Genomic DNA, 23,879 nt, shown 5'->3' on the forward strand with positions numbered 1-23,879 from the left:
GCAACAATCATGAACTCCACCCAAGCCCAAAGGAACGCGCCCGGCCGCTGGCGCGAATACCTCATGTATCCGCGAATTCTCTTCACCATCGTCCTGTGCGCGATCACCCTCGTGCTGCACGTGGCGTTCGGAATCTACGTGTGGCTCTTCGAAAAATAAACGCGCCATGGCCGCCCGATTCATGCAGATCGCGCTCACGCCCGCCGTCCAGGCCGCGCAGGAGCGCTCCTTCGGCAAGCATCAGGAGGTCGCCACCGCGCCCGAGCGGGACGCTTTCACCGAGGACGAGGCCGCGTTCATCGCGAGCCGCGACAGCTTCTACCTCGCCACGACGAACAGCGACGGCTGGCCCTACATCCAGCACCGCGGCGGCCCGCCGGGGTTCCTGAAGGTTCTCGGCCCGCACCAGCTCGGCTTCGCCGATTTCAAAGGCAACCGCCAGCTCCTCAGCACCGGAAACCTCGACGGCAACGACCGCGTCGCGCTCTTCCTCATGGACTACCCGCGCCGCGAACGCCTGAAGATCCTCGGTCACGCCCGCGTGCTCGACGCGCGGGAGGATTCCGCGCTCGCGGACGAGCTCAGCCCCGCCCCGGAGCTGCGCGACAGGGTCGAGCGCCTCTTCCTCATCGACGTCGTCGGCTTCGACTGGAACTGCCCGCAATACATCACGCCGCGCTACACCGCGGCCGAGGTCGCGGAACTCGTCGCGCCGCTGAAGGCCCGCCTCGCCGAGCTCGAGGCCCAGGTCCGCTCCGCGAAAGACGGCGCCTAGCGTTGCCCCGTCTCCCGGCGAATCAGCTCGCCAAACGCGCAGCGGAAGATGCAGCGCTCGCCGTTGTGGTGGTGCAGCTTCGCGCAATACACAGCCCGCCCGCCTGTGAGCGAGGTAAACGTCGCCGCCGAGATCATGAAGGCGCCGAGCAGACAGCCCTCGATGAGGTATTCCGGCCAGTGGTTGCGGAACGAGGAGATCATTTCCCTTCGTCGCGAGGCGGCGGGGTTTCCTTACGCGCGGCGGCCAGCGCGGCCTTGATGCGCGCCGCGCGCTCCTTCGCAAGGCGTGGTCCCGGAGCCCTTTCGCGCAACGTGCGCATCCATCGCCGCATGGCTCGAATCTGTCGCGCGTAGGCCCGGCACCAGCGGCACAGACCGTAGTGGCAGATCAAGGTGAAGCGCTCCCGCGCCGTCAGCCTCCGCTCGAGGGCCTGCGAGGAAAGACGCACGGCCTCCCGGCAGTTCATCCCGTGGAGATCCCAGATCCAGTCGAGAACGCGCTCCCACATCTCAGCGCCACCTCCCGGTCGCGCATCCGGCTCGCCGAGGCGCCGATGTCTGGACACACTTCATCAACAGTGGAGTCGTCCAAAAGCGCGATTCCTTACAGCGCACAGCCCTCGACGCACGCACCGGCAGCCAGAACGAGATCTTCACGCCACGGCGCAGCGGCGACCTGGACGCCGATCGGCAGCCCCGCCGCGGTCTTCGCCACGGGAACCGAAAGTGCGGGCCAGCCGGTGAGATTGTGCAGCATCGTGTGCGCGAATCCAGGAAAGCAGTCATCGTCGAACGAGCGCCCATGCCGGAGCGCAGGAAACGGACAGACCGGCGAAACGAGCACGTCGAACGCCCGTGCCGCCTCCCCCATGCGCCGCCGGAAGGCGCGCCACCGGGCAAGCACGGCTTCGACATCGGTCGCCTTCCCGCGCTCGCAGACGCCGAGCACGATTTCCATGAACGGCGAAATTTCCGTCGTGCCGCTCGCGGCGAGAACCTCGCGGAACGCCTCGCCTCCATCGGCCGTCCACATCGCCAGCGTGAGGTCGAAGGTCTCCTCGACGCCCGGGAGCAGGACGGGTTCGACGCAAGCGCCCGCGGACGCGAGTGCCCGGCATGCTGCGTTCACGACCTCGCCAATCTCGGACGTCGGCGCGGCAAGACCGCCGCTCGTGAAGAACCCGACACGAAGCCCGCCGATCGAGACTTTTCCCGGATCGGGCACCTCGCTCTCCGACAACACGGGCAACAGGAGCACGAGGTCCTCCACGGTGCGCGCCATCGGGCCGAGCTGCGTCGTGAGGTCGGCGGGCGCGCCTGGCGGCACGATGTGGCCGGCCTTGGAAATGCGGCCGTCGGTCGCCTTCAGCCCCGCCGTGCCGCAGAAATGCGACGGCACGCGGATGCTCCCGCCCGTGTCGCTGCCGATGTCGAACGCCGCTCCGCCGGCCGCGAGGATCGCCGCCGCGCCGCCGCTGCTGCCGCCGGGCGTGAGGTTCGCATCGAGAGGATGGTTCACCCGTCCGTGCAGGAGATTCGCGGTCTCGTAGGCCATCGTGAGCTCGGGCGTGGTCGTGCGGCCGAGCAGGATCGCCCCGGCGTCGCGCAGCCGGCGCATCACGGAGGAATCCTCGCGCGGCACGAAATTCCGCCGTCCCTGCGTGCCGCCGGTCGTCACCACACCGGCCACGTTGAGGTTGTCCTTGAGCGTCATCGGCACGCCGTGCAGCGGCCCGAGGAGTTCGCCGCGCGCGATGGCGGCGTCTGCCCGGCGGGCGGCGTCGAGAGCCGCATCCGCCGTGAGCAGGCATACGGCATTGATCGCCGGATTCACTGCCTCGATGCGACGCCGGTGCGCCTCGACGACCTCGACGACGGAAAGTTCCCGATCCCGAATCGCGCGCGCGATCGCCGTCGCCGATTCGAAGATCCCGCCGCTCATTCCTCGCCGCGGAGTTTCCGCTTCATTCGTTCCTTCGCGTCGTCGGGCATCGTGAACGTCTCGAGATTGCTGACGCGTTCGGGGAAGTTGCGGCTGAAGCGGCGGAGCAGATGGAGCTGCTGCTCGTAGCGCTGGCACCAGCAGCAGATGAGGTAGTGAAAGCGGAGCTGGATGCGCGTGCGCAGCGGCAGCGGCCCGTCGAGCGATTGCGAGAGGATGCGCACGACATCGCGGCACTTCGGCGTGTGGCGACCGATGAACTTCACGAGCTGCGTCTCGAGCCAGCTGCGGCGCTTGAGCAGGGAGGGGTTGCCGATGGGCGTGGGATTGTATTCGTCCGCCATCAGTGGCCCTCCGGCGGGTTCTCGCGATCGAACCAGTTCATCTCCAGGCACTCGCGCAGCGCCATCCGCGCGCGGTGGAGCATCACCCAGAGATTGCTCTCGGTGATGGACAGCATGCGGCAGATTTCCTTGCTCGGCACCTCCTCCATCTCGCGCAGCGAAAATACGTCGGCCACGCGCTGGGGCAGCTTGCCCATGCAGTCGCGCATCGTCTGCCAGAACTCGTCCCGGTGCGCGACCTCGTCGGCCTGCTTCCAGTCGTGCGGGCCGCGGTCGTGATTCCAGAAGCCCTGCTCGACGAACTTGTGCGCGCACTCGTCCTTGAGGAATTCCATGTCGGTGAACGTCGTCTCGCGCCCGAGCTTCCGGTAGTGATCGACGATCTTGTTCTTCAAAATGCCCACGAGCCAGCTCCTCTCGGAAGATCGTCCGGCGAAGCGCTCCTGCGTGCGCACGGCCGCGAGCAGCGTGTCCTGCACGAGATCCTCGGCCACTTCCTGGGTGCGCACGCGGACGAACGCGTAGCGAAACAGGCAGTCGCCGTGGTCATCCACCCAGCGGGTGGGGTCGGCAGCGGACGGGTGCGATTCCATGAATTCTCCCTGGACGAAAAGGTTCGCCGGCGCACTTCCTACTCCTCCCGCTCGCGCGTTGGAAAGGCTTTTGTAAGGAATCCCGCGCGGCAGCGACGAATCGGGCGAACTTCCATTTGCCATGACTCCAACCACACCCACCTTCCCCGAGCCCATGCTCCCCAGCTGCCCGGCCCTCAAGCTCCTCAAGGGCCAGCGCGCCCTCGTCACCGGCGCCAGCTCCGGCATCGGCAAGGCCATTGCCATCGCGCTCGGCCAGGCCGGCGCCGATGTCGTCGTGAACTACGTGTCGAATCCCGACGATGCGCAGGCGGTGCTCGACGAGATCGCCCGCTGCGGCTGCGGCCACGGCCGCTCCTACGCGTATCGCGCCGACATTTCCAAGGAGGACGAGGTGCAGGCGATGTTTGCCGACATCGACGCGAAGCTCGGCGGCGTCGACATCCTCGTGAACAACGCCGGCCTGCAAAGCGACGCCGCGTTCGACGAGATGACGCTCGCGCAGTGGAACAAGGTCATCGGCGTGAACCTCACCGGCCAGTTCCTCTGCACGCGCGAGGCCGTGCGGCGCTTCAAGCGGCAGGGCGTGAACCCCAACGTCTCCGTCGCCGCCGGCAAGGTGATCTGCATCAGCTCCGTCCACGAGGTCATTCCGTGGGCCGGCCACGTGAACTACGCAGCATCGAAGGGCGGCGTGATGCTCATGATGAAGAGCGTCGCGCAGGAGGTCGCGCCCTGGCGCATTCGCGTGAACAGCATCGCCCCCGGCGCCATCCGCACGCCGATCAACATGGAGGCCTGGGACACGCCCGAGCACTACAGCGAACTGCTGAAACTGATCCCCTACAAACGCATCGGCGAGCCGCACGAGATCGGTCGCGCCGCGGTGTGGCTCGCCTCCGACGAATCCGACTACGTGCACGGCATCACGCTCTTCGTCGATGGCGGCATGACGCTCTACCCGGGCTTCGAAACGGGCGGCTAGCCGCTCGCGCTCATCACTTTTCCGGTTTAGCCTCGCCTCATGACTCCTCCGAAAATCGTCGCTCTCGCCGGCAGCCTTCGCACCGGATCGTTCAACAAACTCCTCGTGGGCATCGCCGCCGAGTCCGCCCGCGCGGCCGGCGCCGAGGTCACCGTCATCGATCTGCGAGACCTCTCACTGCCCGTGTTCGATCAGGATGTCGAGGACACCACCGGGCTGCCGGATGGCGCAAAGAAATTGAAGGCCCTCCTGCGCGAGAGCGACGGCTTCCTCATCGCCTCGCCGGAATACAACAGCTCGGTGACCGCCGCGCTGAAGAACGCGATCGACTGGGCGTCGCGCGCCGAGACGGACGACGAGCCGCCGCTCGCGGCATTTCGCGGCAAGGCGGCGGCGATCATGGCCGCGTCGCCGGGCGGCCTCGGCGGCATTCGCGGCCTCGTGCACCTGCGCGCGATCCTTGGGAACATCGGCGTCCACGTGCTGCCGGACCAGGTCACCATCTCCTCGGCGCATGAGGTCTTCCAGGGCGGCAAGCTCGTCGACGAGCGCAAGGGCAAGCAGATCGCCGCGCTCGCCACGCAGCTCGTCGAGTTCGCGAAAAAGCACCGCGCGTGATTTCCGCGTAAGGAATCGGCGGCAGGACCGACCAAGAAGCAAATCCACTTTGCTTCCATGGCCCGCAAGACTCCCGCCGCACCCTCCTCCATCGATCTCTCCTGGCGCCGCTGGGGCCCGTATCTCAGCGAGCGCCAGTGGGGCACAGTGCGCGAGGATTACAGCCCGCATGGCAACGCCTGGGAGTATCTCCCCCACGACCACGCCCGCAGCCGCGCCTATCGCTGGGGCGAGGACGGCATCGCCGGCTGGAGCGATCACCACCAGCGCCTCTGCCTCTCGCTCGCACTTTGGAACGGCAGCGACGCGATCCTGAAGGAGCGCCTCTTTGGCCTCACGAACAGCGAGGGCAACCACGGCGAGGACTGCAAGGAGCTCTACTACTACCTCGACGCGACGCCGGAGCAGACCTGGCTGCGGATGCTCTACAAATACCCGCAGCGCGCGTTCCCCTACGCCGATCTCGTCGAGACGAACCGCCGCCGCGGCAGGCACGAGGCCGAATATGAGTTGCTCGACACCGGCGCGTTCGACGAAGACCGCTACTTCGACGTGTTCGTCGACTACGCGAAGCCCGACGCGGACTCCGTGCAGATGCGCGTCACCGTCCACAACCGCGGCCCCGAGGACGCCACGATCCACCTTCTCCCGCAGCTCTGGTTCCGCAACACCTGGTCGTGGAAGCCCGGCCAGCCGCGGCCTCACCTCGCCGCGCGCGACGAGCAATCGATCACCGCGCACCACGCCGACCTCGGCGACTACGAGTTCCTCGTCGAGGGCGCCGACGCCTGGCTCTTCACCGAGAACGAGACGAATACGCGCCGCCTCCACGGCAGCGACGCGAGCGGGTATTTCAAGGACGCCTTTCACGAGGCGATCGTCGACGGTCGCCGCGACGCCGCGAATCCACTCACCGGCACGAAAGCCGCCGCGCACCTCGAGCGCGTCGTGCCCGCCGGCGGCGCGATCACGCTGCGGGCTGTGCTGCGCCCGCGCGGCGAGGGCGACCCCTTCGCGCGCTTCGACGAAATCTTCGCCAAGCGCCTCGCCGAGGCCGATGCCTTTTACGCCCGACTGCAAAAGGACATCGCCGACGCGGACGCCCGCCACGTCCAGCGTCAGGCGCTCGCCGGCATGATCTGGAGCAAGCAGTATTTCTACTACGACGTCCCCGAGTGGCTGCGCGGCGATCCCTCCCAGCCCGCGCCTCCCGCCGAGCGCCGCCACGGCCGCAACGCCGAGTGGCAGCATCTTAACAATGCCGACGTGGTCTCGATGCCCGACAAGTGGGAATACCCGTGGTATGCGGCCTGGGACCTCGCCTTCCACACCATCGCCCTCGCGCTCGTCGACACCGACTTCGCCAAGTCGCAGCTCCTGCTCATGACGCGCGAGTGGTATATGCACCCGAACGGCCAGCTGCCCGCCTATGAGTGGGCGTTTGGCGACGTGAACCCGCCCGTCCACGCGTGGGCCACGTGGCGCGTCTTCGAGATCGAGCGCGAAAAGACCGGTGGCCCCGGCGATCTCGCCTTCCTCGAGCGCGTCTTCCACAAGCTCATGCTGAACTTCACCTGGTGGGTGAATCGCAAGGACGCGCAGGGCCGCAACATCTTCCAGGGCGGCTTCCTCGGCCTCGACAACATCGGCGTCTTCGACCGCAGCGCGCCTCTGCCCACCGGCGGCCACATCAACCAGGCCGACGGCACGAGCTGGATGGCGATGTATTCGCTCAACCTCATGCGCATCGCCCTCGAGCTCGCGCAGCACAACGCCGTCTACGAGGACATCGCCACGAAATTTTTCGAGCACTTCCTCCACATCGCCGAGGCGATGAACGACATCGGTGAAAGCGGCATCGGCCTGTGGTGCGACAGCGACGAGTTCTACTACGACGTCCTCAACTTGCCCGGTGGCCGCATGATCCCGCTGAAGGTCCGCTCCATGGTCGGCCTCATCCCGCTCTACGCCGTCGAGGTGCTCGAGCCCGGGCTGCTCGAGAAAGTTCCCGCCTTCGCCGAGCGGTTGAAGTGGTTCCTCGACTACCGCCCCGACCTCGCTGCGCTCGTCTCCCGCTGGGAGGCGCCCGGCATGGGCGACACGCACCTCCTCTCGCTCCTGCGCGGTCACCGCATGAAGTGCCTGCTCCGGCGCATGCTCGACGAGACGGAATTCCTCTCCGATCACGGCATCCGCGCCGTCTCCAAATTCCACGAGGCGCACCCCTACACCTTCGGCTGCTGCGGGAGCGAAGTCGGTGTGAGCTACCAGCCTGGCGAATCCGACAGCGGCCTCTTCGGCGGCAACTCGAACTGGCGCGGCCCCATCTGGATGCCCGTGAACTACCTGCTCGTCGAATCGCTCCGCCGCTTCCACCGCTATTACGGCGACGATTTCCGGGTCGAATGTCCCACCGGCTCCGGCACTTTCCTCACGCTCGCCGAGGTCGCCGACGAACTCGCCCGGCGACTCGCGAGCTTGTTTCTGCGGAATAAGGACGGCCGCCGCGCGCTCTACCACGGGAACGAACGCATGCAGACCGACCCGCATTTCCGCGACCACGTGCTCTTCCACGAATACTTCCACGGCGACACCGGCCGCGGCGTCGGCGCCTCGCACCAGACCGGCTGGACCGGCCTCGTCGCCAACCTCCTCGCGCCATGAAAACGCTCGCCGCCCCACGTTACGCCACCCGCCTCGCCACCACGCACCGCGAGGTCGAGGCCGCCCTGCGGCTCCGCTACGAAGTCTTCAACCTCGAGCTGAACGAGGGGCTCGAATCCTCCCACGCCACCGGCCAGGACGAGGACGCCTTCGACCCCGTCTGCGACCACCTCCTCGTCACCGACGAGACGACTGGCGCCGTCGTCGGCACCTACCGCATGCAGACCGGCCCCATGGCCCGCCAGCACCTCGGCTACTACAGCGAGCAAGAGTTCGACTTCGCGCCCTACGAGCCCATCCGCCCCGAGCTCGTCGAACTCGGCCGCGCCTGCGTCCACCGCGACCACCGCACGCTCCGCGTCGTCAGCCTCCTCTGGCGCGGCATTGCCGACTACGCCGCCGCTCACCACGCCCGCTACCTCATCGGCTGCAGCTCGCTCACGTCGCAGGACGCCGCCCTCGGCCATGCCACCTTTCACCAGCTCGCGAAGAGCCACCTCGCCGCTCCCGATCTGCGCACGACACCGCTCCCGGAATACACCCTCCCGCCCGCCGAGCCGCCCCCAGCCTGCCCCGCGCCGCCCAAACTCCTCCGCGCCTACCTCAGCCTCGGTGCAAAAATCTGCGGCCCGCCCGCCATCGATCGCGCCTTCCGGACGATCGACTTCCTCACGTTGATGGATTGCCGGGCGCTTCCCGCAATCGTGACCGAGCATTTCCGTCCCGCATGAGCTTCCTTCGCGCTGCGACCCGCCTTCTCCTTCTCACCGGCCTCGTGCTGGCAAGCCTGCCTGCCGGATTTGGAGATCGCCCATCGGCCCAGCGAGCCCGCTGGATGCAGCGCCTCAGCCGGCGCATTCTCCGAGTGCTCGGCGCCACGGTTGAAATCCGCGGCGAAATCCCGTCCCACGGCCTCGTCGTCTCCAACCACCTCGGCTACCTCGACGTCTTCGTCATTGGCTCCGTCGTTCCGGCCATCTTCGTCGCGAAAAGCGACGTCCGCGACTGGCCAGTCGTCGGCCTGCTCTGCCAGCTCGCGGGCACCCTCTTCGTCGACCGCGACCGTCGCCTTTCGGTGAGCGCGAACCTCCCGGCGATCCGCGCCGCGCTGGATTCCGGCCTCCCCGTCGTCATCTTCCCCGAGGGCACGAGCAGCGATGGCGCCACCGTCCTTCCCTTCAAGGCCTCCCTTCTGGGAGCGGGAAAGGGTCACCTCTCGACTCCCGCCGCAATCGCCTACGACCTTCCCGGCGGATCCGTCGCGGACGAGCTTTGCTACTGGCGCGACATGACCTTCGGCCCGCATTTCTGGAACGTTCTCGGCAAGCGCGGCTTCCGCGCCCGCCTGCACTTCGGTCCGCAACGACCGCCCGCCGCAAATCGGAAAATCCTGGCGCAGGAACTCCACGCCGAGATCGCCGTTCTCCGGAACTCGGCAAGGTAGCCGGCGTCGGATTTCCGACCGGGCAACAAAATCGGCGACCTTTTGCCGACGCACCGGCGGCCAAAAGCAACCTTTCAGGCAGGAAACCACCTGCGCTCGGAAAGAAAAGCCCCCTAAAAAAGGCGCTCCGCCAAAAATTTTTCAGAATTTTCCGCAAGTCGGCGAAACCGGTGCGTAATAATGACATACGGTAGCCGCAAGTTTCCACCCCGACTACAAGAAAGCCCCGCCGCAGCCTCCCCCCTTGGGCCGCGTGCGGGGCTTTTCTTGCCCTGATCTTGCGACCGCCGGTGCATTCTGCTTCGAGGCCTGATCTCGGCGGAATAATTACCGCGCCAGCCGGATATCCGCTCCGACGTTCTCGATGCGCTCCTCGAAATACCGTTCGACCCTCCGGGCCAGCTCCGTGGCGCTTTCTCCGGCCTCCGGATGAATGACATCACCGAGATGCAGCCGGAACCGCACCGGCAGGGACGCCCGGTCGAGCAGCGACACTTTCTTCGACAGGTAAAGCCCCTCGCGCTCGATGAGAATGGTCTGGATCGGCGCCCCGGCGTTGCGGGCAATCAGCGCAAAGCCCTTCTTGAACGGGTTCACCGCGCGCGTGCGGGTGCGCGTGCCCTCCGGGAAGATCAGCAGATTCTCTCCCCGCCGAACTTTCTCCAGGCCGCCTCGCACGAGCAATCGGCCGCGGTCGTTCGGAACGAATCCGGCCATCCTCGACATGCCGCCGAAGACGGGATTGAGCGCCAGGTCGGCCCGCATCACGCAAACCGCCCGCGGCAGCACCGCGAGCAGGATGATGGCGTCGATCAGGCTGGGGTGATTGGGCGCAACGATGACCCCGCGCAGGTTTTCCAGCTTCTCCGCGTCCGGAAAATCGACCTGAATTGCGTTCACGCGCCTGGCAAAGCCGAGCCAAAAACGGATAAGTCGCGCGATCAATCGCTGGCCAACGGAGCAGGGAATCCGATCTCCGAAGATCAGGGAAAGCAGCAGGCAGGGCGGGCTGAACGTGACATTGATGAGGAAAAACAGGCCCAGCACGGTCAACTGCCGCAGATATTCGGTGAGCTTTCGCCAGGAAAGCGCGTCGGCAACGACCGGAGCGGTGGTTTCGGCGCGAACCGTGGGCATCTTCCGCGAAGAATAGCTGGGATTGCCCGCCGAAGGAAGCGTCCGTCCGCGGGGGGTGGGGCTGTCGATGGGCACGCTTGAGGATCGTTTCCGCCCGCGATTTGCGGGTGTCGCTGGGCTTGAAAGGCTAGGTCGCCGGTTTTGCGGCGGAATAGGCGGGGGATTCTTCCTTCTCGGGCGCGCGCCACCAGCTGCGCCAGCCTTCGGCGATCTCGAGGCGCGCCCAGGCAAGCAGCGGACGGATCAGCAAGCGGATGTCGCCGGGCGCGAGCGTATAGCCGGCGGCGAGGTGCCGCATGCCGCAATTCATCCGGCCAAAGCGGCCGCGTTCGCGCCGGCTGCGAGCGATCGCCGCAAAGCGACGGTTGTAGGTGCGCATCACGTGGTAGGCCGAATGCGACGTCACGCCGGAGAACGGCGGACAGTGCAGCGCGGCGAGGCCTTCCTTGAAGGGCTTGGCCACCACGCCGATGTAGTAAAGGCCGAGGTCGAGCAGGAAGGCCAGTTTCACGAGGTCGAACTCGCCGATGTATTCGTATTTGTCCTTGTAGAGCGCGGCGAACCACCGCTGGTAGCTCCTCGAGAAATCGCGGTTGTATTTCTTCAATCGCGGCGCCATCGCCTCACCCCGCATCTGCGCGTCGATGAGGTCGACTGCGCTTGTCGAGGTGAAGGAAATCCAGTCCATGCCCGGGCTGTAGAAGGGATCGAGAAACGCCGCCGCATCGCCGACCAGCACATAGCCATCACCGGCATACGTCTCGCTGGAGTAGGCGAGATTCCGGCGCCAGTGGACGTCGCCCTCGATGAGCTCGGCATCGGCAAGCATCTCTCGCGCGACCGGATGCCGGAACAGGAAATCCTTCAGACGCCCGGCCAGATTTCCCTCGCCCTGCGGCCATTCGACAAGGCGCTGATCGAACACGACGCCGACGCTCACATCGCCGCCCTTGAGCGGAATCCACCAGCTCCACCAGCCGTCGCCGACCACGTGATTCGTCGCCGTGTTGCGAAAGCCGTGCGTCGCCGAGGCCCACTCGGGATATTTCGTCGCCAGCTCGAGCCCGTCCCAGTCCTTCACCCCGCGCCACCGGCCCCAGCAGGCCGCCGTCGGATGCTCCGCATTCGTCCGCCACCAACCCTGCTTGCGAGCCAGCAGACAGGCCACCCCGGAGGCATCGACCACCCAGCGGGCCGAGAAGGTCTCCGTCGTCTCGCCGTGGCGGACGGTGACGGATTGCACGCCGCCAGCCTCGAGCACGACGTCCGTGACGTTCGCCGGGCGCAGCAGCGTCGCCCCGGCGTCCACCGCGCGACGCAGGACTTCCTCGTCGAGCACGGAGCGATCGACCTGGAACGACGGCAGCCGCACCTGGTAGCGGGGCCCGATCTCACTCGCCTCGGGCAGCGTGCGGACATCGTCGTTTGCGAACCAGAACCGCAGCCCCTGCTTGGCGAGCTGCGTCTCGTTGAGAAATTGCGTGAGACCGAGCCCGCGGGTGAGAAAATAGCCGCTCACCTCCACCGTGGCCTCACCGACCTTGCGGGTGAAGCGAGGCGATTTCTCCACGATCAAAACGCGCAGAGCGGGATTTTTCCGCAGGAGCAGCATCGCCGCAGAGCCACCGGACAGCGCTCCGCCGATGATAATGACATCATACAGCATGGGCGATCATCGTGCGTCCACTGCGAGATGATTGCCAGAAAGAATCCGTTGCTTCGCCGGTCGATTCCGGCATTTTACCCGTCCCGGCCATGCGCAAATTCCTCCTGATCGCCCCTCTTTGTCTGCTCGGAATGAGCGCCCGCGCGGAGGAGATCCCGGCCGCCGCGATGGCTCCGATCAAGCGCTGGATTGCGCAGCAGGCCGACATTCGCACGCTCTCCGCCGACTTCGTCCAGACCCGCCGCCTGCGCGTGCTGCGCGACCCCGTGGCGCGCCCCGGCCAATTCTGGTTTGCGACACCCGGCAGCTTCCGCTGGCAGCTCGGCAACCCGCCCGAGACGATCGCCCTGCGCCGCAAGGACGCCGTGTATCTGATCTCCGTGAAGGGGCGCAAATTCTCACGGCAGAATCCCGCCGCGATGGCCGCGAAGAGCGGGATGCGGGACATGCCGATGATGGAGTTTCCCATGGCGACGGACTACGCCGACTTTGCGAAGCGCTTCGAGGTGCGCAGCATCAGGGTCGACGGCGGCCTCTGCACGGCGAACATCCTCCCTCGCGACGCCAGTGCGCGCAAATTTCTTCAGAAGGTCGAGGTCGTCTTCGACACGAACACGGGCAACATGCACGCCTTCGAGGTCGCCTTCCGCGACGGCTCCGCCCTGCGCAACGAGTTCTCCAACGTGCAGGTGAATCGCCGGATCGACCCGGAGACCTTCTCGTTCGACCTCACCGGCTACACCGAGATCCGTGGGAAAGATTAAGCTTCTCCTCGCGCTTGTCCTGCTGGCGGTCGTCGGCGTCGGTCTGTCCCGGATCAGCTTCAACGTCGACATCCTGAAGCTTCTGCCGGGCAACCTCACGCAGGTTCGCGGCCTCTCGCTTTTCCTCGAGCATTTCGCGCTGCCGAACGAACTCCTCATCACCGTCGAAGGCGATGACGCGAATGACGTCGAGACGGCCACCACCGCGCTCGCCGCCAAGCTCCGCACCCAGCCCGCGCTGGTGAAGCGCGCCGTCGACACCGCGCCGTGGGAATCCCACCCCGAGGACCTCGCGGAGCTCATCGCCTACCTGCTCCTCAATCAGCCGCCGGCCAGGATCGCGGAACTCACCCACCGCCTCGCGCCCGCCGAGGCCCCGCGAATCGCCCAGGCCGCGGTCGAGACGCTCAGTGAATCGATGGCGCCCGCGGATATTGCGATGCTCGGTTACGATCCCTTTGGCCTTGGCGCCTCGCTCTTCAGCTCTGGCCTCATCCCGGAAGACATGAAGTCGGAATTCTCGTCCGCCGACGGGAAGTTCCGCGTCGTCTACGTCGAGGCGGCGAAGCCGATCGAGAACTACGAGGACGCCATCGAATGGATCGGAAAGATCAGGAAGCTCGCCGAGGAAGGCGTCGCCGGGCAGCCCGTGAAGCTCGGATTCACCGGCCAGCCGGCCTTCGTGGCCGACATTTCCGGCACGATGAAGTGGGACATGATCTCGTCGTCGTGCGTCACGATGCTCGTGATCGGTTTCATCTTCTGGCTGTGCTACCGCCGCGTGAGGCCACTGCTCGACCTGCTGCTCATGCTCGTCATCGTATTCGTCGTCTCGATGGGCATCGCCGGCCTGTTTCTCCATGAACTCACGATCATCGGCGTGGGATTTGCCTCGATCATGATCGGGCTGAGCGTCGACTACGGCTACCTCGTCTATCAAAAATCCCTCCACCAGCAGGGCACCCTGCGCGACCTGCAATGGGACTCGTTCCGGAACATTCTCTGGACCGCCGGCACCACCGCCGCCGCGTTCTTCGCCCTGAACCTCAGCAGCCTGCCGGGGCTTTCCCAGCTCGGGAATCTCGTGGGCATCGGCGTGATCGTCGGCGCGGTCGTGATGATTCTCATTTTCGCGCGCATCACCCAGATGTGGAAGAAATCCGTGCCGGCGCCCACGTTCGTCGAGCGCGCGTTCCACACTCCTGCTTTTCTGCGAGCCGGCGCCTGGGTGACGGGGCTCGTGCTCGTCGCGCTCGCCGTCACGCTCGTGATCAAGGGCCCGCCGCCCGTCGATTCCTCCGCCGGCACGCTGCGCCCCCGACACAGCGGCGCCTACGACGCGATGGACCAGCTCTACGCGAAGCTCGCCGACGACCGCGATCTGCTCAGCCTGCTCGTGACGGGCGCCACCGAGGAGGAAGTCTTTACGCGACTGGAAAAAGCCGACGCCCAGCTCCAGGCCGCCCGGGCGCGTGGTGAGATTCGCAGCTACCACACCGCCCTCCCGCTCTGGCCGCATCTCGCGAACCAGCGCGCGAATCTTCCCGTGCTCGGCGCGCTCGCCGCGGAGGCACCCCGCCTCGAACAAACGCTCGCCGACGCCGGATTCGCGCCGGAGGCCTTCGGTCTTACGCGCGCCATCCTCGATCGATGGGCGACATGGGCAAAACAGACGCCGCCCATCTGGCCGGGCAATGCCGCGAGCCAATGGATCATGCGCCGCGCCGCCAGCCGCACCGCGGGCGAATCCGTCGCGCTCGGCATCGTTCGCGCAACACCGGGCGACGAGGACAAGGTCGTCCGCGAGATTCAGACGGAAGGCGTTTATCTCGTGAGCTGGGGCCAGCTCGGGGCGGAACTCCAGCGCGTGGTGCCCGGCGAATTCCTCAAGCTCATCGGCGGCCTCGTCGGAATCGTGCTCGTGCTGCTGCTCATCGGCTTCCGCAGCCTCCGCGATGTCGGCCTGCTCGTCTTCTCGATGGCGCTCGTTTTCGTGGCCCTCGCCGGCGCGATGCGCGTCTTCGACCTGAGCTGGAATTTCTTCAACATGGCCGCCCTGCTGCTCCTGCTCGGCACAGGCATCGACTACGGCATCCTCATGCTGCTGGCCCTGCGCCGGAACGGCGGGGACGTGCCCGAAGCGCAGCGCACGATCGGCCTCGTGGTCGCCCTGTGCGCGGCGGCGGCTGCCGCGGGATTCGGCACGATCGGCTGGGCAAACAACCGCGGCCTCGCCAGCCTCGGCGTGACCTGCGCACTCGGTCTCGCGCTCGACGCGCTCATCTCGATCTTCCTGCTCCCGGTGCTCTGGCGGATGATCCACCCGGCCCGGCGCGCCTAACGAATCGAGAGTCCGGCGAGGTCCTCCGTGCCGACGAAGTGCTTCGAAAGAAACCGGATCACCCCGCGTCCGTAGGCCGAAGACGTGGTCGCGCCGGAGGCCATGCAGGCAATGTGCGTCTCGACGTGCCTGTGCATGAACCGGCTCAGCCACATGTTCCAGCGCTGCTCGAGCTTCACGCCGGTGTGATACATCGCAAACATGCGGCCATCGTAGTAGAGCTCGATGAGTTCCATCCACGCACCGATGAGTTCGTTCATCTTTGCCGCGTAGACCGCGGGGCGCGTGAGGTTGTCCGCAAGGATCTCCGCCGAATGCAGCGCCAGCCACATGCCGGGCGACAGCATCGGATCGACGAAGCCAAAGGCGTCGCCGACCATTGCCCAGTTCGCGCCGTGGCCGCGCTCCGAGACGAGCTGGTAGTTGGAATACGTCGCCACGTCCGTCACGCGTCGGGCGTCGCCCGCCGCGGCGGCGAGCGAGGGATCGTTGCGGATCGCGGCTTCGAGCCGTTCCTCGGGCGTGGCGCCGAGCCTGGCGATCTCGTCCTTGTTCATCACGATTCCGACCGAAAGCCGGCCGCGCAGCGGAATTCGCCAGCACCAGCCGGCATTCATCCGCCCGATGAGCACCTGCCCGCGCGGCTCCTCGGGCGCGAAGCCCTCGAAATGGGCGAAGTGCGCGACATCCTTGCGCGAACCCAGCTTCGCAGGAATTCCCAGCGCTCGGGCGAACATGCGGCTGCGGCCCGACGCGTCGACGATGAAATCCGGCTGCCGGCCGCCCAGCGATGGCGCGGCGGCGAGTGTTTCCGGAGCGAGGCGCACGCGATCCGGACCGTCGCCTTCAATCTTCGCCTGGTGCACCACGCGCGTGACGCCGGCTTCGATGGCGCGTTCCTCGATCACCCGGTCGAAGCCCGGGCGCGGCACGTTGTAGGAATACGTCGGCAGATGGCAGGCCGCGACGGGCTGAAAGCAGAAGTCGATCTTCTCCTCCGGCGACATCACGAACGACACGCCGGGCTTGTAAACGCCGATCTCCGCGACGCGTTCCTCGACGCCGAGACGCCGCAGCACCGGGATGATCGCCGGGATCAGCGATTCGCCGACGATGAGATCCGGCCGCCGTTCGTTCGTGAACAAGGTGACCTCCATGCCCTTCTCCCGAAGGAACGTTCCGAGCGCCGAGCCCGAGGGGCCGTTGCCGATAATCGCGATGCGTTTCATGACCGTTTGATTTTGCCGCTGGCCGTTAGCGGTATCGCGTCCACAAATCGAAACTCAACCGGAATCTTGTAACGCGCGAGCGCCGCGCGGCAGCACGCGACGACGGACGACAACGTCGGCGGCTGCCCCGGATTCATCGCGACCAGCTCCGCCACGGGCACCGCGCCCGCCTTGGGATGCGGTCGGCCGCTCACCCGGGCGGCGCGAATGTCCGGATGCTCGCAAAGCACCGTCTCGACCTCCTCGGGGAAGCATTTCATGCCCGCGACATTGATCACCGAGTGGCTCCGCCCGACCAGATACAGGCAGCCATCCTCATCGCGACGGCAGAGGTCGCCGGTGCGGAACCAGCCGTCCTCGAGGATATCCGCCTGCGGTCGCCAGGGATCGAGATAGGCGTCGAGCATGCCCGGGCCTCGCACGAAGAGTTCCTCGCCGCGCACGTCCACCTCGAAATCCGGCAGGGGCTTGCCGATCGAGTCCGGCTTTGCGCGGCCCGCCTCGAGATTGAGGATCGGCAGCCCGACTTCGATGATCCCCAGGCCCTGCGAAAGCGGCACGCCGTAGCGGGCCTCGAAGGCCTGCGCGGTCGCCACGGGCAACGCCGCGGCCGTGGAAACCGCAAGTCGCAGCGTCGGCCACGGCAGACCCGACGCCTCAGCGCCGAGCAGTCCGTGATGAAACGGCGCGCCGTAAAGCACCGTGCCGCCATGCTCGCGCGCCGAGGCCAGGATGTCCTCCGCGAGATGCGACGTGACGACGATCGTCGTCGCGCCATGCAGGAGGTAGAGCATGATCGACACCGCGAAGTGATGCGCCATCGGCAGGATCCAGACGACTCGATCGGCCGGCCCGATGCGCAGGCCACGATTGGCCGCGGTCACGCGCGCGAGCAGCGTCTCGTGAGAAATGACGATGCCCTTGCTCCGGGCCGTCGTTCCCGAGCTGAAGCGGATGAAGGCCGGATTCAGCGCCGCCAGCGCGGCCTCGTCGAAGGACGGCGCGGCCGGCGATTCGACCTCGTGCACGCTGCCGTCCGCCTCGACGATCGCGCCGGTCGCGGTGCGCCGGATCACCTCCACCTGCTCCCGCGGGCAAAGCTCGTCCGCGATCGGCACGAGACATTTGCCGGCCCGCACGATGGCCAGCGCGAGCACGATGTGCCCCACGCCGTTCGGGCAACGCAGGCCGACGCGCGCCGCCGGCACGGCCTCGATGGGCTGCGACGCGGTCTCCACCATCTCGATGAGGCGTCCGTAGGAAATTCGCTGGTCACCGCAAATCACGGCGATGGCCTCGCGATCGGCCGTGGCAAAAATGCGTTCAACGATGTTCATGATTTGCGGATGCGTTCGCGATCGGACCGGACGGCGGCCGCATCCACCGACTGACCGGAGGCGTGGAGAGCGGCGGCAATGCCCGCGGCCTCGCCGGTCGCGAGACACGTGCCCATCACCCGAATGGAAGCCTGCGCCTCGTGGCTGCAGGAAAGGCAGCGGCCCGCCACGAAGAAGGCGTCGAGGTCGCGTGCGCGCAGTGCGCCCAGAGGGATGTCGGCGGGACGCCCGTGCTCCGGATAACGCAGGCGCGGGCCGCGGTTCGACTCGCGCAATTCCATCGGCCACGTCGCGCGCGCGATAGCGTCGGGAAAACGCGTTCCGGTTTCGAGGTCGGCCGTCTCGAGTCGACTCCGGCCCACGACGCGGCGGCTTTCGCGAATCCCCACCCGGGCCGGGAACGCCGAAATCGCGCTCGCCGCAAAGCCCTCGACGGAACGCCTCAAGAACTCCGCAAGTCGCCACGCCAATGCGCGCCCCTCAGCCTCGAGCGCGGCAATATCCGCGGCCCGCGTCGGATCGTAGTCCGCCGCGCCCGCCAGATCGATGGTCACATAGGCCTCGCCGCCGCGACCGGTCGCGCGAAGTCCCGTGCCGAGCGCTCCGGCGGGCAGCTCCGTCGAGGCCACCGCGCGAGCAATCTGCACCGAGATCCGGAGGCGACCGTCATCATCCAGCGTGCCCGCATCGACCCCGTGCAGCCCGAAAATGAAGGCAGGCCGTTGCAGGAATTCGGCCGGCGCCTGCTCGAAAGCCGCTCCGGCCAGCGCCGCGAGCGTGCCGTCGCCAGTCGTGTCGACGAGCGCGCGCGGCTTTACCGTGCGACGAGCGCCGCGCGTGGAAATTTCCACCTCGGCTCCCCCATCGCGCACCGCGATCACCTCCGAATGCAGGAGCACCTCGAGATTCCCGGTTTCGAGAACGATTTCATCCGCGAGTCGCGCAAAGCCCGCAGGCTGATGCGGCAGCACGAACACGCGCCCCATGCGAACGGGCGCCACCGCCCCGCCAAGCTCGATCAGCCGCGTGGCGACCTCGGAGGCGAAGCCGGGATTTGCCCATCGCAAACCAGCCTCGTCGGCGAGTTCGTAAAGGCCGCAAAAGGAATGCACGAGGGCAACTGTTCCCATTCCGCCCAGCGCACCGTGGCGCTCGACAAGCAGCGTGCGTGCGCCGCAGCGGGCGGCGGAGACGGCGGCCGCGAGCCCCGCGCTCCCGCCACCGGCCACGAGAACGTCAATCGCCATGGCCAGGGTTTTGTCTCGGGCCACCGAGCAGATCCTCGAGCAGGCGATCGACCATGACGCGGCGTTCGTCGTCGGTGATGGCGCCATCGCGCCACGAGAGCGCCAGGTTCACGCGCTCGCCGCGTTCGCACAGGAAAATGCCGGTGCCGGGCGGCGAGCCGAGGCTCGGCAGGTGGTTTGCGTTCTCGATCTCCGCGCCGGCGAAGCTCGTGAGCTCCGGAGCGAACTGCCCGGTGTGCGAATGGAAGAACGACGAAATCTCGCCGCCAAACTGCATCCGCACGATCGTCATGAAAACCCGCGAAGGCATCCGCATCATCAACTCGAGCAGCGTCGCAAAAGACTCGTCGAGCCGTTCGCGCGTCATCTCGCCGAATTGCTTCTTCAATGCCGCCGCCGCGGCGTCCAGCGTGCCAAGTTCCTCCCGCATCGCGCAGAAGAAAAGGATCGTCATGTGATTGTGAAAGATCGGCCCTCGGCCGCCGCGCTTGCGCATCTGGATCGGCACACTCGCAATGTATCCCTCGGGAACCTTTCCGCGTTTCTCGAAGACGGCCTGATGGGCGCGCGTCGCGCAGGCGAGGTAATACGGCAGCGGGAACAGCGAGCCCGTCATCTGCTCGGCGCGAGCCCGCACGATCGCCGACTCGGCGGGAGTGAGCGGGATCAACTCGTAGCGGCAGTGGCCGGGACGCGGGCGCGGGCCGTTGAGCGAGCGGACGCCGACGCGATCGAGCTTTGCGAGCCGCATCACGGCAGCCTTCGCCCGTTGAAATTTCTGGCCGAAGCTCACCGGCGCCCGAACGGGGTCCGGCGTCTCGCACGACAGATCCTCTCCCTCCGCGAGCCGGCCGAGATCCGCGAGCAGCAGCTCGGCGCCCTTGCCATCCATCAACAAATGCGACCAGGTGAGCGCTACGACGCTCCGGCCGTCACGAAGCTCGAGGACATCGAGTCGCGCGTTGAAGGTGATGCCGTCCTCGACGCACGGCTCGTGCATGCGCTCCTGCAGCGTCGCCATACCGTCCTCGACGGTCACGGCTTCCGGCCCGAGCGCGCCGGGTGATCCCGGCTCGCGCCAGAACCCGATCGGCAGGGGCCGGTCCGGCGGCGGCGGCACTTCCCAATACGCGAGCCACGTGCGCCAGCTCCGTCGCAGACGGCCGGTGAGCAGCGGGTGCTTTTGCACGACGCGACGCGCGGCGACGCGCAGCTTCGCGAGGTCCGGCACCCGATCGAGCTCGAGCAGGGACTGGCTGATGTGCGCCCCCTGACCGGTGCGACGCATGAAGGCATCCATCGCGATCAGAAACGAATCGGGGACGCGCGTCGGAACGCGGGCGATGGACGCGGACTCGCCTTGCGCGGCCATCAGGCGACGGTCGCGATCCGTTCCCTCACCAGACGGGCAAGCTGCCGGACATTCTGAAAATTCGCGCGGCAGATATCGGAATCCGGCACGACGACGCCGAATTTCTCCTCGAGCAGGAGGACGAGCTGCATCATGGCCATGGAGTCGAGTCCGGCCGCATAGAGGTCGGATTCGGCGTCGAACCCGGCGGGGACCTCGAGGATCCGCTCGCCGATGGCGGTCAGGATTTGCTCTTCAAGGTTGGCAGGGTCAGGAAGCGACGACGGTGACATGCGGGTTCCTAATGCATCACCGACAGGACCAGAGTCAAGCCCGCACGGCCCGCAGCAAATCGGCCGATTCGCGCGCGGTTTGCCGCCCCATTTCGACAAGCGCGGGCCACGTTTTGGCCCGGAGGAAGCTCGGCCGTGGCGTGCTCGTGCGCAGGATGATGAGCCGTTTGCCCGCGCGCTCGACGCGGTCGATCTGCGTGCGCACGAGCTCGTCGCACACGAGCTGGTGCGAGAGGCTCACCGCATGCGAGACGTTCATCGCGCCATTCCTTCCCCGCGCGGCCGTCTCACCTTCGTGCGAAATGAGGTGCACGACGATCGTGCCGATTTCCGGGTCGTCAGCCCAATGGCCGAAGGGCACGGGATTCGCAATGCCCCCGTCCCAGTAGCGCTGGCCGGAGATCTCCCGGGCCGTGAAGAGAATGGGAAACGCGCAGGTGGCGACCATGCTCTCGGCCAGCGGCCCGGTCGTTACGATCTCGGAGCGACCGGCCGTGAGATTCGTGAGCGCCAGCGAGAGATGCGGATCGCAATCCTCGATGCGGCGGTCGCCGATGTGCCGGCGCATGAGCGCGACGACGCGATCCGCCCGAATCACGCCGTAATGTCCCGTGCGATTCAGGATCGTGTGGAAGCCGCGCACGAATCCCCGCCACTCGAAAAACGAGCGCCGCAGATCTCGCGAAAGCGTCACGCCGACGATCTCCTCCGGCGTCAATCCCCCGCCATACAGCCCCGCGACGAATCCGCCCGCCGAGGCGCCGCCGATGGCCTCGGGGCGCCCGCAGATCGCCGCAAAGCCCTCCAGGAAGCCGGCATGCGCGTAGTATCCGAGGAACGACGAGTTGAGGCAGAGCGCAAGACCAGGACCGGACATGTGACGCCAGCGCTTACCGTGCTTCGGCCCGGCGCGTCCAGCGGGATCGCGGTTTTTGACTTGCCAGCGGAAGGGCCGGAGCCGCGAATGCAGCGCTTCACCCCATGCCCGCCTTGATCAAGAAATGGCTCCCGCTCGTCCTGCAGACGCTCGTCAGCCTCGCGCTGCTCGGGTGGATCTTTCGCAACGAATCCTTCCGGGCGCAGGCCTGGCACGTGCTGACCTCGGCGAAGCCCGGCTGGCTCGCCGCCGGTCTGGCCGCCGCCGGCCTGGGCAATCTCGTCGGCGCCTTCCGCTGGGGCATTTTTCTGCGCGTGCTCGACATTCCGATCAGCCGCTGGGAAGTGCTTCGACTCTCGTTCATCGGCCTCTTCTTCAATAACTTCCTCGTTGGCGCCGTCGGGGGCGATGCCGTGAAAGTCGTGTGGCTCGGCGCAAAGGGTTACCGCCACTCGAACGCCCTCCTCTCCGTGCTCATGGACCGCATGAGCGGCCTCGGCGCCCTCGTCATTTGCTCCGTCTCGTTCATTCTCTGGCGATTCGACTGGCTCTGCCGCAGCCCCGTCGTCGCGGGCGCGATCACCTTCGTCTTCATCTATCTCGGCAGCGTCGTGCTGCTGCTGTCGGCCACGTTTTTCCTCGCTCACCGCGGCCTCACGCCGAAGTTTCCCAAACACGAACCGACGCGGGAAAAGATTCGCGAGACGTCGCTGGCCTATCTCAAGTTCGTCCAGCAATGGCGCGAAACGCTCGTCGCCTCGGGGCTCTCGGCGATCATTCTGATCACGCACTTCCTCACGTTCTACTTCAGCGCGCGCGCCTTCGAAGCGGATATCCCGCTGCCGGACTTCTTTGCCCTCATGCCGGCGGTGGACATCATTTCCGCCCTGCCGATCAGCCTCGGCGGGCTCGGCGTGCGCGAGCAACTCTTCGTCACCGCGCTCGGGGAACTCTGCGGCATCCCCGCCGCGCAGGCGGTCTCGATCTCCCTCGGCGGCGCGGTCATCACGCTGATGTGCGGACTTGTCGGTCTCGCCTTCCTCCCCTCGTATCGCCGCGCAACCCGGGTCGCGGAGGCATGCTGACCCGGTTTCGCCAGCGCAAACATGCGGTCATGCGCTTCTGGCGCTGGCCAATTCTGTTCTGCTACGCGGAAGGCAAGACCGCACTCGATCCTGCCTATCCCGCGACGTTCGAGATCCTTCGCGAATCCCGCCTGCCCCTGCTCGATCTCGGCTGCGGCATCGGCCTGCTCTCCGCCTTCCTCTGGGCCCGCGGCCATCGCCCCGAGATGCTCGGCATCGACGCCGACGCGAAGAAAATCCGCGTCGCCTCGCGGGCTCTCGCCGGCACCACCGCGCAGTTCCTCGCCGGCGACGCCCGGGAATTTCCGCCGCACTCCGGCAACGTGGTGGCCCTCGACGTCGTCCACTATTTCAACGACGCCGAGCAGCAGGCCTGGCTACGCCGCATCGCGGCCAGCATCGCGCCCGGCGGCGTCGCGATTGTGCGCGCGACGCTTCACGAGCCCGGCTGGCGCTACTCCGCGACAAAGGCCGAGGAATGGCTCATCCACCGCTGCCGCTGGATTCCCTGGGCCGGGTGGAATTTTCCCACCCGGGAGGAAATCTGCGCTCCGTTTCGCGAGGCGGGATTCGTCGAAGACGTCCGCCCGATGTGGGGCTGGACGCCGTTCAACGGCTACCTCTTCACCTTCCGACGCTAGCGCGTGTAGGCCTGGCGCTTGGCGCGGGCGACCTGGAATTCCTCCCAGGTCACGTAGCCATTGTGGTTCGCATCGGCTTCGTCGAACGGCGCCGCCATGCGGTCCTTGATCAGAGCGCTCTTCTTCGCCTCTTCGAGCGAGAGCTTGCCGGTGCCGCTCTGGTTCAGCTTCCTGAAGCCCTCGGCCGTGCCGCCATCGGCGACATATTCCTCCACCGTGATGAAGCCGTCGCCGTTCTTGTCATACATCGCGAAAAGCTGCTCGACCATGAAGTCCTGGTATTCCTCACGGGACACCCGGCCATCGCCGCTCTTGTCCGCCTTCTTGAAGAGCACCTCCACGCTGACCACTTTCGGCTGCGGACTCGCGCAGCCGCCCAGCAAAAGAACTCCGATCAGGCCAGCCGAAGCAAAAGCAAATTTCATAGTGATCGCAGTTGAGCGAAAATCCCCCGTCGCGGTCAAACTCCGACTTTGGACAACGCCGTCTCGTTGGAAATCAGCCGCCCACTTTTTAGCTGAAAAGATTGTCTGGCGTGACACAC

Annotated in this window: 25 protein-coding genes; 11 read left to right on the forward strand and 14 right to left on the reverse strand. The window is 66.6% G+C overall.

The genetic code is table 11. The features are described from left to right. Positions 1-9 precede the first annotated feature (9 nt). Positions 10-159: a hypothetical protein gene (locus VIM61_12910; protein HEY8901305.1), complete on the forward strand. Its 150-nt coding sequence runs from the start codon at positions 10-12 to the stop codon at positions 157-159. 7 nt (positions 160-166) lie between these two features. Then, positions 167-775 (forward strand): pyridoxamine 5'-phosphate oxidase family protein, encoded by a 609-nt coding sequence (locus VIM61_12915; protein ID HEY8901306.1) that lies wholly within the window; start codon positions 167-169, stop codon positions 773-775. Here the strand turns inward: VIM61_12915 and VIM61_12920 are convergent. Genes VIM61_12920 through VIM61_12940 form a run of 5 tightly spaced genes read right to left on the reverse strand, consistent with a single transcriptional unit; the run spans position 772 to position 3,656 of the window. Continuing rightward, positions 772-978: a hypothetical protein gene (locus VIM61_12920; GenBank protein HEY8901307.1), complete on the reverse strand. Its 207-nt coding sequence runs from the start codon at positions 976-978 to the stop codon at positions 772-774. The genes VIM61_12915 and VIM61_12920 overlap by 4 nt on opposite strands. Then, positions 975-1,343 (reverse strand): hypothetical protein, encoded by a 369-nt coding sequence (locus VIM61_12925; protein ID HEY8901308.1) that lies wholly within the window; start codon positions 1,341-1,343, stop codon positions 975-977. The genes VIM61_12920 and VIM61_12925 overlap by 4 nt, the downstream gene beginning before the upstream one ends. Positions 1,344-1,381: 38 nt before the next feature. Beyond that, positions 1,382-2,719 (reverse strand): amidase, encoded by a 1,338-nt coding sequence (locus VIM61_12930; GenBank protein HEY8901309.1) that lies wholly within the window; start codon positions 2,717-2,719, stop codon positions 1,382-1,384. After that, positions 2,716-3,063 (reverse strand): hypothetical protein, encoded by a 348-nt coding sequence (locus tag VIM61_12935; protein HEY8901310.1) that lies wholly within the window; start codon positions 3,061-3,063, stop codon positions 2,716-2,718. Before VIM61_12935 ends, VIM61_12930 begins: the two co-directional genes overlap by 4 nt. Next, a complete protein-coding gene (locus VIM61_12940; protein ID HEY8901311.1) occupies positions 3,063-3,656 on the reverse strand; it encodes a sigma-70 family RNA polymerase sigma factor in 594 nt (197 codons plus the stop codon). The genes VIM61_12935 and VIM61_12940 overlap by 1 nt, the downstream gene beginning before the upstream one ends. Positions 3,657-3,777: 121 nt before the next feature. Between VIM61_12940 and VIM61_12945 the strand changes: the two genes are divergently transcribed. Genes VIM61_12945 through VIM61_12965 form a run of 5 tightly spaced genes read left to right on the forward strand, consistent with a single transcriptional unit; the run spans position 3,778 to position 9,367 of the window. After that, the gene (locus VIM61_12945; GenBank protein HEY8901312.1) at positions 3,778-4,641 is read left to right on the forward strand and encodes an SDR family oxidoreductase; all 864 of its coding nucleotides are present in this window, start codon (positions 3,778-3,780) and stop codon (positions 4,639-4,641) included. A gap of 39 nt (positions 4,642-4,680) precedes the next feature. Next, complete coding sequence (locus tag VIM61_12950) at positions 4,681-5,259, forward strand: NAD(P)H-dependent oxidoreductase (GenBank protein ID HEY8901313.1); 579 nt, start codon at positions 4,681-4,683, stop codon at positions 5,257-5,259. Positions 5,260-5,316: 57 nt separating this feature from the next. After that, on the forward strand, positions 5,317-7,923 hold the full coding sequence (locus VIM61_12955) for a hypothetical protein (GenBank protein HEY8901314.1): 2,607 nt from the start codon (positions 5,317-5,319) through the stop codon (positions 7,921-7,923). Next, the gene (locus VIM61_12960) at positions 7,920-8,654 is read left to right on the forward strand and encodes a GNAT family N-acyltransferase (GenBank protein ID HEY8901315.1); all 735 of its coding nucleotides are present in this window, start codon (positions 7,920-7,922) and stop codon (positions 8,652-8,654) included. Before VIM61_12955 ends, VIM61_12960 begins: the two co-directional genes overlap by 4 nt. Further along, positions 8,651-9,367: a lysophospholipid acyltransferase family protein gene (locus VIM61_12965; protein HEY8901316.1), complete on the forward strand. Its 717-nt coding sequence runs from the start codon at positions 8,651-8,653 to the stop codon at positions 9,365-9,367. Before VIM61_12960 ends, VIM61_12965 begins: the two co-directional genes overlap by 4 nt. A gap of 327 nt (positions 9,368-9,694) precedes the next feature. On the opposite strand, the gene VIM61_12970 is transcribed toward VIM61_12965, so the two are convergent. Next, the gene (locus VIM61_12970; GenBank protein ID HEY8901317.1) at positions 9,695-10,504 is read right to left on the reverse strand and encodes a lysophospholipid acyltransferase family protein; all 810 of its coding nucleotides are present in this window, start codon (positions 10,502-10,504) and stop codon (positions 9,695-9,697) included. Between the two features lie 127 nt (positions 10,505-10,631). Continuing rightward, complete coding sequence (locus VIM61_12975; GenBank protein ID HEY8901318.1) at positions 10,632-12,170, reverse strand: NAD(P)/FAD-dependent oxidoreductase; 1,539 nt, start codon at positions 12,168-12,170, stop codon at positions 10,632-10,634. An 89-nt stretch (positions 12,171-12,259) separates the two neighbouring features. Here VIM61_12975 and VIM61_12980 point away from each other — a divergent pair, with 89 nt between their 5' ends. Continuing rightward, the gene (locus VIM61_12980) at positions 12,260-12,934 is read left to right on the forward strand and encodes an outer membrane lipoprotein carrier protein LolA (protein ID HEY8901319.1); all 675 of its coding nucleotides are present in this window, start codon (positions 12,260-12,262) and stop codon (positions 12,932-12,934) included. Then, positions 12,921-15,275 (forward strand): MMPL family transporter, encoded by a 2,355-nt coding sequence (locus VIM61_12985; GenBank protein ID HEY8901320.1) that lies wholly within the window; start codon positions 12,921-12,923, stop codon positions 15,273-15,275. Before VIM61_12980 ends, VIM61_12985 begins: the two co-directional genes overlap by 14 nt. Here VIM61_12985 and VIM61_12990 read toward each other — a convergent pair. From VIM61_12990 to VIM61_13015, 6 genes are read right to left on the reverse strand one after another with little or no spacing between them, the layout of a single operon-like run. Further along, a complete protein-coding gene (locus VIM61_12990) occupies positions 15,272-16,504 on the reverse strand; it encodes a tryptophan 7-halogenase (protein HEY8901321.1) in 1,233 nt (410 codons plus the stop codon). The two genes, VIM61_12985 and VIM61_12990, sit on opposite strands and share 4 nt — an antisense overlap. Continuing rightward, a complete protein-coding gene (locus tag VIM61_12995; protein HEY8901322.1) occupies positions 16,501-17,841 on the reverse strand; it encodes an AMP-binding protein in 1,341 nt (446 codons plus the stop codon). Before VIM61_12995 ends, VIM61_12990 begins: the two co-directional genes overlap by 4 nt. Next, positions 17,838-19,088: an FAD-dependent oxidoreductase gene (locus tag VIM61_13000; GenBank protein HEY8901323.1), complete on the reverse strand. Its 1,251-nt coding sequence runs from the start codon at positions 19,086-19,088 to the stop codon at positions 17,838-17,840. Before VIM61_13000 ends, VIM61_12995 begins: the two co-directional genes overlap by 4 nt. Then, complete coding sequence (locus VIM61_13005) at positions 19,078-20,460, reverse strand: hypothetical protein (protein ID HEY8901324.1); 1,383 nt, start codon at positions 20,458-20,460, stop codon at positions 19,078-19,080. The genes VIM61_13000 and VIM61_13005 overlap by 11 nt, the downstream gene beginning before the upstream one ends. Next, complete coding sequence (locus VIM61_13010; GenBank protein HEY8901325.1) at positions 20,460-20,732, reverse strand: phosphopantetheine-binding protein; 273 nt, start codon at positions 20,730-20,732, stop codon at positions 20,460-20,462. The genes VIM61_13005 and VIM61_13010 overlap by 1 nt, the downstream gene beginning before the upstream one ends. Positions 20,733-20,766: 34 nt before the next feature. Continuing rightward, positions 20,767-21,609: a patatin-like phospholipase family protein gene (locus VIM61_13015; protein ID HEY8901326.1), complete on the reverse strand. Its 843-nt coding sequence runs from the start codon at positions 21,607-21,609 to the stop codon at positions 20,767-20,769. Between the two features lie 104 nt (positions 21,610-21,713). Here VIM61_13015 and VIM61_13020 point away from each other — a divergent pair, with 104 nt between their 5' ends. Together VIM61_13020 and VIM61_13025 are read left to right on the forward strand one after the other, a co-directional pair. Next, positions 21,714-22,694: a lysylphosphatidylglycerol synthase transmembrane domain-containing protein gene (locus tag VIM61_13020; GenBank protein HEY8901327.1), complete on the forward strand. Its 981-nt coding sequence runs from the start codon at positions 21,714-21,716 to the stop codon at positions 22,692-22,694. Then, positions 22,688-23,335, forward strand: coding sequence for a class I SAM-dependent methyltransferase (locus tag VIM61_13025; protein ID HEY8901328.1), 648 nt, complete (start codon positions 22,688-22,690; stop codon positions 23,333-23,335). The genes VIM61_13020 and VIM61_13025 overlap by 7 nt, the downstream gene beginning before the upstream one ends. Here VIM61_13025 and VIM61_13030 read toward each other — a convergent pair. Then, positions 23,332-23,760, reverse strand: coding sequence for an EF-hand domain-containing protein (locus VIM61_13030; protein ID HEY8901329.1), 429 nt, complete (start codon positions 23,758-23,760; stop codon positions 23,332-23,334). The two genes, VIM61_13025 and VIM61_13030, sit on opposite strands and share 4 nt — an antisense overlap. Positions 23,761-23,879: the final 119 nt, after the last annotated feature.

The organism is Chthoniobacterales bacterium (assembly GCA_036569045.1).
Classification (GTDB): Bacteria; Verrucomicrobiota; Verrucomicrobiia; order Chthoniobacterales; family JAATET01; genus JAATET01.